Origin of the sequence: Rhodopirellula sp. P2 (assembly GCF_028768465.1) — a bacterium.
GTDB lineage: Bacteria > Planctomycetota > Planctomycetia > Pirellulales > Pirellulaceae > Rhodopirellula.
Genome location: NZ_CP118225.1, coordinates 3,646,395 through 3,660,061 on the forward strand (window position 1 = coordinate 3,646,395; position 13,667 = coordinate 3,660,061).

General features: G+C 57.9%; 10 protein-coding genes. All 10 read left to right on the forward strand.

Features of this window, described 5'->3' with window-relative positions; translation table 11 throughout:
• The first annotated feature begins 405 nt into the window (after positions 1 to 405).
• Positions 406 to 885 carry a type II secretion system protein GspG gene (locus PSR62_RS12875; protein ID WP_274403416.1) on the forward strand — a complete coding sequence of 160 codons (480 nt, stop codon included), beginning with the start codon at positions 406 to 408 and terminating at the stop codon, positions 883 to 885.
• 5 nt (positions 886 to 890) lie between these two features.
• Positions 891 to 1,622, forward strand: coding sequence for a prepilin-type N-terminal cleavage/methylation domain-containing protein (locus PSR62_RS12880; protein ID WP_274403417.1), 732 nt, complete (start codon positions 891 to 893; stop codon positions 1,620 to 1,622).
• 17 nt (positions 1,623 to 1,639) lie between these two features.
• Entirely contained in the window at positions 1,640 to 2,146 is a 507-nt protein-coding gene (locus tag PSR62_RS12885; RefSeq protein ID WP_443217425.1) for a type II secretion system protein, read from the forward strand.
• 64 nt (positions 2,147 to 2,210) lie between these two features.
• Entirely contained in the window at positions 2,211 to 3,245 is a 1,035-nt protein-coding gene (locus PSR62_RS12890; protein WP_274408226.1) for a prepilin-type N-terminal cleavage/methylation domain-containing protein, read from the forward strand.
• Positions 3,246 to 3,258: 13 nt separating this feature from the next.
• Positions 3,259 to 5,064, forward strand: coding sequence for a general secretion pathway protein GspK (locus tag PSR62_RS12895; RefSeq protein WP_274408227.1), 1,806 nt, complete (start codon positions 3,259 to 3,261; stop codon positions 5,062 to 5,064).
• Positions 5,065 to 5,079: 15 nt separating this feature from the next.
• Entirely contained in the window at positions 5,080 to 6,693 is a 1,614-nt protein-coding gene (locus PSR62_RS12900) for a hypothetical protein (protein WP_274403419.1), read from the forward strand.
• Positions 6,690 to 8,051 carry a hypothetical protein gene (locus PSR62_RS12905; protein WP_274403420.1) on the forward strand — a complete coding sequence of 454 codons (1,362 nt, stop codon included), beginning with the start codon at positions 6,690 to 6,692 and terminating at the stop codon, positions 8,049 to 8,051. Before PSR62_RS12900 ends, PSR62_RS12905 begins: the two co-directional genes overlap by 4 nt.
• A gap of 127 nt (positions 8,052 to 8,178) precedes the next feature.
• Complete coding sequence (gene nusA / locus PSR62_RS12910; RefSeq protein ID WP_274403421.1) at positions 8,179 to 9,732, forward strand: transcription termination factor NusA; 1,554 nt, start codon at positions 8,179 to 8,181, stop codon at positions 9,730 to 9,732.
• Between the two features lie 261 nt (positions 9,733 to 9,993).
• A complete protein-coding gene (gene infB / locus PSR62_RS12915; protein ID WP_274403422.1) occupies positions 9,994 to 13,095 on the forward strand; it encodes a translation initiation factor IF-2 in 3,102 nt (1,033 codons plus the stop codon).
• Between the two features lie 153 nt (positions 13,096 to 13,248).
• Entirely contained in the window at positions 13,249 to 13,662 is a 414-nt protein-coding gene (gene rbfA, locus PSR62_RS12920; protein WP_047814266.1) for a 30S ribosome-binding factor RbfA, read from the forward strand.
• Positions 13,663 to 13,667: the final 5 nt, after the last annotated feature.

The window sequence follows — 13,667 nt, forward strand, 5'->3', positions numbered from 1 at the left end:
CCTATGAAGATAATTGGATTGTCAACTCGGCGTCGAGAAACTGCTCAGAAAATCTGTCAATTCGACGTTACAGTCGTTGCAAACCAAACGGGCGAAAGCCCCAAATGGACTCGCGAGGCCAGCCAAATAGAGTTCACCGCCCGATCTCGATCCATCGTGGCCTGTCTCGGGGCAGCCTTGGATGCTCGGATTGGCGGGATGCCGACGGATCGGATTTCAGCCGCGTCGATGCGGATTGAAGCTCGAAGATCAATCTACGAAACTTCGGGGCTGGCTTGGGGTTCATTTCTAGGTACGCTTGGAAGCACGCCCTGCCCGCGGATGGTGAACCAGCCAGCCGATCAACGGCACCAACCAGGGGGCGTCCTTCCTATTCCTTCCCACCTATGCAGAATGTTTTGATTCATGACGCTCACTGATCGCCATTGTGTGGCTCGTCGACCTCATCGCCAACGCGTGACTCTGGCTCATCCGCTCGCCCGCCGTTCGGCGTCCGCTGCTCGGGCCGGCTTCACCTTGTTGGAATTGCTGTTGGTGCTTTCGATCTTGGTCGTGATTGGCGGGATCGTGCTGGTGAACATCACCGGTGCCCAAGCCGAAGCGAATGTGAATGCGACGATGACCCAGCTCAACTCGCTCAAAAGCAACATCCAGATGTACCAAATCCGGATGAACTCGCTGCCGGAAACGTTGGAACAACTTCGCGATGGTCCCAGCGACTCGGCGAAAAAGGCCAAGTGGGTCGCTCCGATCATCACTGAAATCCCAATGGACGCCTGGGGCAACGCTCTGACTTACAGCGTGAATGGAAACACGTTTGAGATCCGCAGTGGCGGAATCGACGGTCAAGTCAACACGGATGATGACATCATTGTGTCAGGCTGATCGCCATGACGCACTCGTCTCACGCTGATCTCCGTTCACGCTCTGCGGTCACTGCCCACGCTGCTTTCACTTTGTTGGAACTGTTGCTGGCGATGGCGGTGTTTGCGGCCATCGCCGCCGTGGTCATCCCAACCGCCGGGGCTTTGTTGTCCGATCGAAGGTTGGTTCGCGGAACCGATCAGCTGGCCGCTGAGATGACGCGTTTGCGAGTGCGTGCGATGCGAGACGGGCGGGTGATGGTTCTGCGTCCGGCCGAGGCGAGTTTTGTGGATGCGTCGGGGGCGAACCAATCCAATGCCTGGATCGTTTCCCCGTTGAACTCAGCTGCCGACGGCATCCAAGCGGCTGACCAATCGGGATCTCAGTCGTCGTTGCTGTCCGGAGCCTCCCAGACCTTGGACGCCACCGCGGTCGCGCCCGTGCAAGCGGACGCCCGAGTCATTCAAATGCCCGAAGGGGTCACGATCACGACCGTGCTGACTTCGCCGGTTGGTGGTCAAAGCAGCGCGGAAGCAGCGACGTTGTTGATCAACGCTGCCGAATCGACCACCGCCACCGTGCCGGGCACCAATGGCGAAGAGGTCCTGACCGCTTCTTCGGATTTTCCACCCATCTACTTTTATCCCACCGGTCAAACGAGCAATGCGAGAATCACGCTGAGTCACATCGAAGCTGGCTCGGGAGCGGTTCTGCTGCGTGGTTTGACTGGCGACACCAGCGTTGAGGTGTCACCGTGAACGCTCGAGTCACTGTTCTGTCGTCGCTTTGCCGTTCACGCAATTCTCGCAATTCGCACCGCCGTGGATTCTCGTTGCTCGAGATGATGTTGTCGCTGGCGATTTTGGGGGTCTCACTCGGGATTCTTGCTCAGATCGCTGGGACTGGCACCGATGCGGCCCGCGAAGCCCGTGACCTCAGCCAAGCTCGTTTGATCGCATCAAGCAAAATGTCGGAACTCCTGGTTTCGGCTTCGACCGGAGTCTCGCCCGCAGCAACTCCCGCGACGCCAGTGGAGGCGATGGACACCGACGCATCGACCACCTTTCAGGTGCAAATCGATGTGGTCCCGGCTCCCATGGAAGGCATGTTGGCGGTTCGCGTGAGTGTGGAAGCATTGGATCCCGACGGTGGCCCATCGCTGGCAACTTATTCGTTGACCCGCTGGATGATCGACCCCTTGTTGGGGCTGAAGGAATTGGCGGAAGAAGAAGCCGCGTTGCGAGAGGAGGCGGCCAGTGCCGAATCGACTTCCATTGAATAGCCCGATTGCTTGTCGATCGCGCCGTCTGGGACGCCGTTGTTCGCACGGGGAGCGTTCGCCGTGGATCACGCAGCGGGCTGGTTTCACCTTGCTGGAGATGCTGTTGACCCTGGCGCTCAGCGTGGTGTTGATGGGGCTGATCAGTGGTGCGATCAACTTTTACGCTCGCGAAATGGACAACGCCGAGCAGCAGTTTCGCGAAGCTCAGCTCGCGTCGGCGTTGTTGCAGCTCATCGAAGACGATTTGCGGATGACTTTGGTCACGCGTCCCGTTTCCACCGAAGCGTTGTCGGAGGTGTTGGCTGCGGCCGCGGCGCCCTTGGAAAGTCTGGGACTCACTTCGGGTGGAGAAGAATCGGATGATTCGTTGCCTCCCAGCGATCCTGACACGCTCAATGATGATCCCGCGTTGATGACGGACAGCAGCTTGGTGACCGGTGTCGTTTTGCAGTCACCTGGTTTGATTGGCAACGAGACGCAGTTGCAAATCGATGTCAGTCGTTTGCCCAGTTTGGAACAGACCGCGATTGATCCTGATTTGGCGATCACTTCGGGCGTTGATCTGTTGGACCGCCCCAGTGACATCAAAACCGTCAGTTACTTCGTGCAGGTGGCTGGCTCGTTTGGCATCCAAGACGCCCTGCAGAAGTTGGCGGCGTCGGATGAAAACGCAACGACTCAACCGGCTTCCACCGGTGGCGGTTTGGTGCGTCGGCAACTGGATCGTGCAATCAGTGTGCAAGCCTTGTCGACCGGCGGTTCCTCTCGGTTGGATCAAACCGGTGAAGTGATTGCACCCGAAGTCGTCGCCATCGGATTCGAGTACTACGACGGGGTGAACTGGTTGCCGCAGTACAACACCGATGAAACCGGATACTTGCCGCTGGCCATTCGCGTTCGTTTGCAACTGGCACCGACGGCGATGCCCGGCGCAGCATCCGCTGATGCGGCCAGCACTGGTTCTCTCGATCTCACGGAAGGACGTCTTTTCACGCATGTGATTCGTCTTCCGATGTCCTTCCCCGAAGACGGTGAGGCTCTGCTCGCAGAGCAGGAAGCCGCCAGCACTGCGGAGACACCCGATGTCGTCGCTGAATGAGTCGTCGCAGAAAATGTCGCCCCAGAAAAAGCCGTTGCGAAAGAGTTCTGATCGCTTGGAACGATCGGGCCTGAGGTCCGCTGCAAAGCCAGGCGGTCGCCGCCATGGCCGCCGAGGGTTCTTTCTGGTGTTGGTCTTGATCGTGATCGCGGTTGCCACCATGGCCGTGTATTCGTTCACGGATTTGATGATCGCGGCGGACGAGACCGCTTACTTGACGGGCGATTTGGTCCAAGCCCGATCGACGGTCGATTCGGGCATCGAAGCGGTCCGTTTGACCTTGGCTCAGTCTGCTTCGCAAAGAGAAGACGCCGGCGGCGTCTTCAATAACCCCAACCTGTTTCAGGGGGTTCCGATCACCGATGGAACGCAGGGCAACGCGACCAGCAACTTCACGGTGTTGGCGCCTGGGTTGACGGAGATGGGAACGCTCGGCGGCATTCGCTATGGATTGCAAAACGAGTCGGCTCGATTGAACATCAATGCGTTGGTGGTTCTGGAAGAGAACTCCGATGCGATCAACATGCTGACCGGTTTGTCGGGTGGCAGTGTCGATGCAGGCGGCATCCTGGGGGACACAGCCGGAACGGATGATTCCGAACTGTCGACCGAGAACATTGCAGTCACCCTGCTGATGACTTTGCCTGGGATGGACGAGTCGATTGCCGATGCGATTTTGGACTGGATCGATGAAGACACCGAGCCTCGAGAAAATGGATGCGAGGACGAGTACTACACTTCGCTGGCAACGCCTTACGCGGCAGCCAACGGGCCCGTGCAAACCGTCGAGGAATTGTTGCTGGTTCGTGGCGTCACGCCACAGTTGTTGTTTGGCGCTGACAGCAACCGCAATGGCGTTTTGGATTCCGATGAACAACAACGCTATGCCGCCAGCATCGAGACCCCCGGTGTGCTTGGCTGGGCCAGCTACTTGACCGTTCATGGTGCCGAAGCGAACAAGACGATGGACGGTGACTTCCGGGTCAATATCAACGGCGACGATCTCGAAGTTCTCTACGATGAGTTGATGACCGCGATTGGTGACGAAGTCTTTGCGTCCTTCATCGTGGCCTATCGCATGGCCGGGAAGTCATCGTTGGTGGATGCCGTGGCCAGCGGCGCGAGTGCGGAAGCGCTGGCGGCTCAGGGGATTGAAGCTCAAGACGCGGCCGATGCGGGGGCGGAGTCCGAGGGGACTGTGTTGCCTTGGTCGGTGGAAGCCTTGAGCGAGTTTGATTTGACTGCCGGGGCGGAAGTGGAATTCAATCAAGTCCTCGATTTGATCGATGCCAAGGTCACGCTTCAGAAAGACGACGAAACGTTCACTTACACCTCCCCATTGATCGGGGAGCCAACCTTGCTGGCTGAGTTCCTGCCATTGTTGATGGATCAGTTGACGACGCAGGAGGGCGACGTGTTGCCCGGACGAATCAACCTGAACGAGTGTCCGGCGGAGTTGCTGATGGGGGTTCCGTTGGTCGATGTCGACACGATGACCACGATCCTCGAAGCCCGATCTCAAGACAGTGGCGGCGGAACTTCCGACCGCAATCACGAAACTTGGCCGCTCACGGAGGGTTTAGTCACCGTGGATCAAATGCGCGCGTTGTTGCCTCTGGTCACCGCTCGCGGAGATGTCTTTCGGGCCCAAGTCATTGGTTTCGATTCTGCGTCCGGATTGGCCGCACGGGGAGAGGCCATCATCGACGCATCCACGCCAAATCCTCGAGTGGTTCACTACCGGGACCTGACGCATCTGGGACGTGGGTTTGATCTGTCGGTCCTGGGCGGAAACATCGTGGTTCCGAACAACAACTGAGTAAACTATTGCACCATGACTAAAAAAGTAGCCGTCGATTGGGACGAACAACAGATTCGCATCGTGGTCGGAGAAGTCTCCGGCAAACAGACGCGAATCATGGATGCCGCGATTTTGCCGATTCAAACCGCCGGTGTGGGATCCACGCTGCGCAAATGGATCCAAGAAAAAGGGCTGGAAAAATCGGAGTGCTTGGTCGCCGTTGGACGCGATTCGGCGGAACTCCGGCAAATGGAATTCCCTCCGGTTCCCGACGAAGAGTTGCCGGACATGATCCGGTTCCAAGCCGTCCGGACATTTGCGTCCGCCGGTGACAGTGCGACCGTCGATTTCTTGCCGACCAGTCGCACCGAAAAAGGTGTCCGCGCGATTGTTTCCGCGACCGGAGCGAGCAAGATCGATCCGATTCGCAAAGCCATCCACGAAGCTGGGATGACGGTGGGCCGAATCGCTTTGCGGCCGATTGCTGCGGCGGCGCTGTATCAAATCGTGCTGCGAGATTCGAAAAGCGATTCGACTCGGTCCACGTTGGCGTTGATCGACCTGGTCGGCGACGAAGCCGAGATTGTGCTGTTCCGCGGACGCGATGTGTCGTTTGTGCGGTCGGTCCGTCTGCCTTCTCAGTCACCCGCGCGAGTCAACGCGTTGGCCGGCGAGCTTCGCCGCAGCATGATCGCTTGCGGTGCATCGGGATCCCCATGCGATATCGCCATCTGGGGAACCGCCGATCGCCATCGAGAAGAACTCGATCAGCTCGCCGCACGGTTGGATCAAGGGCAGGACACGCCGTCTGAAAAACGATTGATCAATCCGCTGCAGATTGTGGATTGTGAACCCTCCGTGGAGCCTTCAGTGGGGGAAACGGTTGGTCGTTTGGCGCCCCTGGTTGGGCTGTTGGTTGCTGATGAACTGCACAGTGATCGGCTGATCGATTTCGCCAACCCACGGCAGTTCATCCCGCCCTCCACCAACCGTGGCAAGTTGGCGGCGATGATTGGCATCCCCGCGGCCATCGTGTTGGGTGTGGGATGGTTGTTGTGGAGTCAGCTCAGCACTCGCGATGCCGCGATCGCCGAATTGGAAGCCGCCAACGCTTTGGTGCGAGAACAGGTTGAGACTGCCGACGTGAGTGTCCAGCGTACAGAACGGGTCGACCAGTTCCTCGACTCCGACGTGAATTGGTTGGAAGAACTGGTTCGTTTGGCGGAAGCGTTGCCGCCCGCCGAAGAACTGATCGTCAAGAGTGTTTCGGCAACCGCAAGCGATCGCCAAGGTGGTGGCCGCTTGGTTGTTTCTGGGATGGTGACATCGCCCGATGTGATTGACGACATGGAGTCTTCGTTGCGGGATGACACGCACCGTGTTGTGGGGGACGGTGCCAGTCAGGTGGATACCGAGGACGCCTACCGTTGGCAAATTCGCGAAACGGTGACGCTCGACGGCGAAAGTGTTCGCGCTGATCGCTACGAGCGAATTGCGAAGTTGGTGGAGCAACAAAATGCTGACGCCGAAGCCCGTTCCGAAGGCGACCCCGAACCGCTGCCGGATGAAATACCGCCTGATCAAGAAACGGAAGAAGCTTCCCAGTCGGCCAGCCTGTCCGCCGCCGAACCGGAGGTGCAATCATGACTCAACGTGAACGCTTTTTAGCGATGGCCGTAGGTGGCCTGTTTGTCGTCATTGCATTCCAGTGGGGATTCAATCGATACCGGGATGCGGTCAAGTTTCGTGACAATCGCTTGGCTGCCTTGCAAAACGAAGCCAACACGCTGAATGAAAAAGCCCTGGCCGGTGCTTACGCAGACCGCCAAATGGGCGAGTACATGGTGCGTTCGTTGCCAAGCAATCCAGAACGCGCTCAAAGCATCTATCAATCGTGGTTGCTGGGCGCGGTCCGGGAAGCTGGGCTGATGGACGCGGGGGTGGACCCGGTCAGCGACGCACCCGTGGGGGATCTGTATCACCGTTATGGTTTTCGGGTGTCCGGCAAGACATCGCTGGATGGATTGGTTGGGCTGCTGCACGACTTCTACGCTCGTGATTACTTGCACCGAATTCGTGAATTGAGTTTCGGTCCGTCGCGAACGGGAGAACTGAATGTCGCGATGACCATCGACGTGATCTCACTGAACAGTGCCCCGATCGATGCGAAGATCTCTGAAAGCGATTCCTGGCGAGTGGCTCAGTCGTTGGAAGAGACCCGCGATTCGATTCTCAACCGCAACTTCTTTCAGCCACCCAATCTGCCGCCGGTCTACGCGGGCGATGGAACGTTGGTTGCGGTCAAAGGCCAGGAAACGGATGTGCAACTGAAGGTGGAAGATCCGGAAGGCACAGCGATCACCTACGAGTTGGAAGGGGAATTGCCAGATTGGGCGAGTTTCCAAGCCGAATCGGGAACCTTCACGTTCAAACCGCCTGCTGATCCAGAAAAATCCGGTGACGCTGACGGTGGTGCTGGCGATTCGAAGGCCGAGCCAGTGAAGGTTGTCGTGCGAATGACGGACACCGGGTACCCACGACGCCAGGTTGAAAAGACGTTGCTGGTCAAGTTGGAAGACGCTCCGTTGCCCAAGGAACCCGAGCCAATGCCGGCCAAGTTTGATGATGCAACGCAAACCTATCTGACGGCCTTGGTGCAAGGTCGTGACGACTGGACTGCTTGGATGAACGTTCGCACGCGGGGTGAAACGTTGAAGTTGCAAGTGGGGGATTCGTTCGAGATCGGATCGATGAAGGGCAGCGTCAAATCGGTTTCCGCCCGAGTGGTGCTGCTGGAGATTGGCGGCAAGGAATACGAGCTGCGTCCATCGGGGAAACTATCGGAAGCGGTGGCATTGGAAGCTCCTGAGCAACCAGACGCGTCGCCAGAAAACGCTGCTCCAGTCGGTTCCGAGGAAGATGCCGAGGCTGATGAATCGTCGTCCGAACAACCCGCAGAAGTCGACTCCACCGCGACGCCAACCCCACAATCGCAGCCGGAGTGACCTCAGTTCGGATTGACAATCCAAAGACCGAGCGATAGTCTCGGTGCATCACCAGGGAAATCGTTCGCCCGGGCCGATTCGGTCCGGGCTGTTTTTTTATCTTTTCGTCACAAGACTTCTCATCGCCATGAATCCGCAAGACATTTTGCGATACGTCGATTCGCTGCATCGCGATAAAAACATCGACCCCGAACTGCTGTTCCAGGCGATTGAGTCGGCGCTTCAGAGCGCTGCGAAGAAACAATACGGTGAAGAATCCGACGTGATCGTTTCGATCAGTCGCGACAACGGTGCCATCGCCGCGACATTGGCAGGCGAGCCTCTCGGCGACGATCAAATCGGTCGGATCGGTGCTCAGACTGCCAAGCAAGTCATCATTCAAAAGGTCCGCGAAGCAGAACGCGACGCGTTGATGCTGGAATACCGCGACCAGATCGGTGAGATCGTCAGCGGAATGATCGGGCGTGCCGATGGTGGCGTGGCCACCGTCAATTTGGGAAATGTCGAAGCCATTCTCCCACGCAGTGAACAGATTCCTGGCGAAAGCCTGCACGCCAACGAACGCGTTCGCGCGATCGTGTTCGAGGTCCGTCCTTCGGGTGGCAACCGCGTGCGTGTGGTTTTGTCTCGAACCCGCCCGCAGTTCGTGCAGCGTTTGTTTGAGCAAGAAATTCCGGAGTTGAGCGATGGCGTGATTGCGATCAAGTCCATCTCTCGAGAGCCTGGTTACCGCAGCAAGGTGGCCGTCAGCAGCGAAGATCAACAGATCGATCCGATCAGTGTCTGCGTCGGTTATCGCGGCAGTCGCATCAAAGCGGTTCGCGAAGAATTGGCCGGTGAGCACATCGACGTGGTCCGCTACGACAGCGACCCGGAGGTGCTGATTCCCAATGCCTTGCAGCCCGCGGAAGTCGATCAAGTTCTGTTGTGCGACATGATTGGTCGCGCGATCGTCTTGGTTCAAGAAGACCAACTTTCGCTCGCGATCGGTCGTCGTGGACAGAATGTTCGCCTGGCCAGCAAGCTTTGCGGTTGGGACATCGAAATCATGACCAACGGCGAGCTCGAAGAGCAGATCGAACGTGCGGTGGGTGGATTCAGCCAGATTCCAGGCATCACCGAAGAGATCGCTCAAGCCTTGGTTGAGCAGGGTTATTTGTCATACGATGACTTGTCCGTGATTGAGCCCGACCTGTTCATGGAAATGAGCGGTTTGAGCGAAGCGGATGTCGACCGGATCGTCGAGACGGCGGAAGCCAACGCGGAAGAGGCTGAAAAAGCCGCCGCGGAAGAGCGTCGTGTTCGCAGAGATCAGGAACGAACCGAAAAGAACGCTCCTGCACCAGCAGTCAGCGAAGCACCGGCGGAAGCACCGCCGGCTGAACCAGTATCCGAGGAAAACGCAGACACAGAAAACACCGAATCAGAAAGCTCCGAAGTCGCGGAAGGTGAACAGCCTGCCGCAGAAGAGGAAGCTGATTCTCCGGAGGCCAGCTCCGTTGGAGAGGCCCCGGCGGAAGAAAGCCCCGCTGAAGAAGCAGTCCAAGAGGCTTCTGGGGAGCTCGCAGATGAATCCAGCGAGTCCGAAACACAAGAGATTGAGACCGAATCCGAGGAATCGGAACCCGTCGCCGAGACGATTGAATCGTCCGAGGCAGAAAGTAACAAGCAGGAAGGTTGAGTGAGCCGTTTTCAAAAACGGCCTGCGTACGCTATCCTAACGTGGGACCGAAGCAAAGTTGGTCTTTGCAGTCGTCCTTGGGACAATTTGAACGCTATGAAATTCCCCGTTGTTTTCAGCAAGTTTGGTGCTATTTCACTGACTCGCCGTAGCAGCGATGGAGGTCTTTTTATGCGATTTTGATGAATGAAACCACGAAGCCGCACCCGCAAGGAATTGCGAGCGGACTTCACCTATCGAATTTGACAGGATCCCGACCCAGTGCCAGTACGCATTTACGCGCTCGCCAAAGAACTGAATCTCGACAGCAAAGAACTCGTTGATGTGGTTAAAAAAGCCGGCATCACGGGCAAAGGTTCCGCGCTGGCCAGCCTCTCGGATGAAGAGGCCCAGCAAGTACGAGGTCATCTCGCCGGTTCCGCAGCGAAATCTGAATCGAAACCTAAAGTTGCGCCCCCGAAGAAGGACACGCCCACGGCTCCCGTCGCGCCCGTTCGAGATTTGAGCGGAACGACCGGTCGAAAGCCATCGTCCATCAGCGTGGGACGCCCTTCCAAACCCGCGGAGGCTGGCGAAAGTCCCGCTCCGATGGCGCCGATTCGCGACGGCGGCCGACCGGTTGGCAAACCCGCGCCGATCGTTCGCACGCCCAAGTTGGCGCCCGCACCGGAAGCGACGACTCCCGAGCCGCCGGCTCCCGACAACTCGCCCAAGCCCGAAATCCGGCTGCCGAAAACCGGCGGTGTCGGAACCGGGATGGCGTCGCCAAGCGGACGTGGGATCGGGATGGGGGCCAAATCCGACGGGCCTTCGACCAAACCCGCTTCAGCACCCACCGCCAAACCAGCGGCCAAATCGGACGCGGGGGAGCGAAAGGCTCCTGAGCAACCCAAGCGAGAGGCTGCTGCTTCCGCGTCGGACGACGATGGCTCGTCCAACAAGGGTGGTGGATTGGCCAGCCGAATCGCCGGACGGATGGGCAACAACTCGTCCGGTCGCGTGGTGCCAAACACGCCTGGGTCGCCTCTCTCGGCCGTTCGACGGGACCCCGTCGCGGCGGGTGGCAAGATGCGATCGCTCGATCGTTCTCGAAATCGTCCCGAGGAAGCTGGCAAGCCAGCGGAAGCCGGGAAATCCAAGAAGCGGGAACCACGGATCAAGGTGAACCTGGCGCAATTGCCCAGCGCACCTGCCAAACCCATCGCTCCGGTGGGAAGCTCCGGCCCAGCAGCTCAGAAACCCGATATCAAGCTGACTCGCGATGTCATCGAAGGCCACAAGCAGGGCATGAAGGCTCCGCTTGCTCGCCTCGAGCAAGACGAAGCAGACAAAAAGCGTGTGAAGAAGGCTGGCGAAGGCACCGTGGGTGTCGTCGGACGCGGCAAACGCGTGGCCGAAGAAGACGAAAAGCCAAAGAAAAAGGGCTTGGCCGGCATGGCCAGTGCCCGCGCCGAACGGCAACGTGGCGGCGGAGGCCGGCGGATCATCGGTTCCGATGGCGGCGATCGCCATCATTACCGACGTTCGCGTCCGCGGATCCGTCGCAAGGGTGTCAACACCGCTGCACCTCGGAAAGAGAAGGTTCAGATTGAGTTGCCGTGTACCGTTCGCAATTTCTGCGAAGGATCCGGGCTGAGTGTCGCCGACGTGATGCGAACCCTGATGGGTATGGGAATGATGGTCAACATCAATGCCGACATCGATTTCGAAACGGCCGAGTTGTTGGCCACCGAACACGATCTCGACATCGAGTTGAAGGCCGCTGAATCGCTCGAACAAGAGTTGATCACCGAAATCGAAGAGATCGAAGACAAACCGGAAACCCTGATCGCTCGTCCCCCTGTGGTGACTTTCCTGGGTCACGTCGATCACGGCAAAACCAGTTTGCTGGATCACTTGGTCGGCATCAACGTCGTCAAAGGCGAGGCAGGTGGGATCACCCAGCACATCCGCGCCTACAAGATCGACAACAACGGTCGCCCAGTGACCTTTGTCGACACACCTGGTCACGAAGCGTTCACGGAAATGCGTGCTCGTGGTGCCAACGTGACGGACATCGCTGTTTTGGTGGTGGCTGCTGACGATGGAATCATGCCGCAAACCGAAGAAGCCATCAGTCACGCGAAAGCGGCTGAGGTGCCGATCGTGGTCGCACTGAATAAGATTGACCTGGAAGGTGTGGATGCCAACCGCGTCATGACTCAACTGACCGAACACCAACTGACCCCGAGTGAATGGGGCGGCGATGTCGAAATCGTTCGCACCAGTGCCACCCAAGGCATCGGGATGGAAGAGTTGTTGGAAACGTTGTTGACCATCGCTGAATTGAACGAGTACTCCGCCAACCCGGATCGTTCGGCCTTGGGTGTGTGCTTGGAATCAGAACAACAGGGCGACCGCGGTGTGGTCGCAAAGATGATCGTTCAGAACGGAACACTCCGCGTTGGCGACATTCTGGTTTGCGGTCCGGCCCACGGTCGGGTCCGAGCCATGCAAGACACGTTGACCGGCAAGCCGATCTTGGAGGCTGGTCCCAGCACTCCCGTGAGCCTGATGGGCTTGGACACGCCGCCCGGTGCGGGCGACCGTTTCCACGTCCTGAAAGACATCTCGCAAGCACGCGAAATCGCGAGTGCTCGAGAAGGAGAATCCAGTCGCCAAAGTCTGTCTGGAATCACCACCAAGGTCAGTTTCGATTCGTTCCAAGAGATGCTGGAAGGTGGCAAGCTTGGTACGTCCGCTGACACCGTGAAGCTGAATTTGATCATCCGAGCGGACGCTCGAGGGTCATTGGAAGCGATCGACAAAGAGCTGAGCAAATTCGATCACCCCGAAGTTCAGATTCGAGTTTTGCAACGCAGTGTTGGTGGCATCACCTTGGCCGACGCGACCCTTGCCAGTGCTTCGGACGCAGTGATCTTGGGCTTCAACGTCATTCCAGATGAAAAAGCTCGATCGCTGGCCGACGAACGCGGTGTTGAAATTCGTCGTTACGACGTGATTTACAAATTGACCGATGACATTCGGGCGTTGATTGAAGGACGCTTGAAACCAGAAGAACGCGTGGTCGAACTCGGCCGTGCCCTGGTCAAGCAAGTCTTCTCAATCAGTCGCATTGGAACGATCGCAGGGTGCTATGTCGCGCAGGGTTCGATTCAGCGGAATTGCCGCATTCGAGTCAACCGAGACGGACGCACCATCGGCGATTACCAACTCGACACGCTTCGCCGGATCAAGGAAGACGTCAAGGAAGTTCCCCGCGGCATGGAATGCGGTATTCGTCTTCAAGGCTTCAACGACATCAAGCAGGACGATGTTTTGGAAGCTTACAAGATCGAAGAAGTCGCTCGAAAACTCGATTGAGTGTTCGAATCGGAAACTGGCAGCACATGGCATCGATGTGCTGTCGGGTTCCAGCATGGAACGAATTCAGTCCACTGATCGGAGCGGGCACCATGACCCGCTCGTTTTTTCTTTTGATGCGATTGCACGCTCCTCCTTGTTGAAGTTTGTCTTTTGTCCAGTCGACGTATGCTCAAAGCTGCCGAAGCGATCCGCGAAGTGGTCGCCAATGCGATCGTGACCGAGGTCCGCGATCCTCGCGTTCGTGATGTCACGGTGATCGGCGTGGAGGTTTCACCGGACATGCGGGAAGCCAAGGTCAAGGTCAGCGTGATGGGGGATGAAACGCAGAAGAATCTCTCGTTGCGAGGACTGCAGAATTCCGCTGGATTCCTGCAAAGCAAGATCGCCAACCGGATGGACACCCGCTACACGCCCAAGTTGCGGTTCGAAGTCGACCGAGGTCAAGAACACGCGATGACGGTCAGTGAGATTCTTGCTCGGATTCAGCAAGAAAAGGAAGGCGCGATGGATGATCGTGACCAAAATGATTCTGGCGAAGACGCCACTCCCCACTCAAACGATTGATTACC

Coding starts and splice junctions, on each gene's coding strand:
- nusA (WP_274403421.1), top strand. CDS start 8,179: ATGAATCCGCAAGACATTTTGCGATACGTCGATTCGCTGCATCGCGAT.
- PSR62_RS12880 (WP_274403417.1), top strand. CDS start 891: ATGACGCACTCGTCTCACGCTGATCTCCGTTCACGCTCTGCGGTCACT.
- PSR62_RS12895 (WP_274408227.1), top strand. CDS start 3,259: ATGTCGCCCCAGAAAAAGCCGTTGCGAAAGAGTTCTGATCGCTTGGAA.
- PSR62_RS12900 (WP_274403419.1), top strand. CDS start 5,080: ATGACTAAAAAAGTAGCCGTCGATTGGGACGAACAACAGATTCGCATC.
- PSR62_RS12875 (WP_274403416.1), top strand. CDS start 406: ATGACGCTCACTGATCGCCATTGTGTGGCTCGTCGACCTCATCGCCAA.
- PSR62_RS12905 (WP_274403420.1), top strand. CDS start 6,690: ATGACTCAACGTGAACGCTTTTTAGCGATGGCCGTAGGTGGCCTGTTT.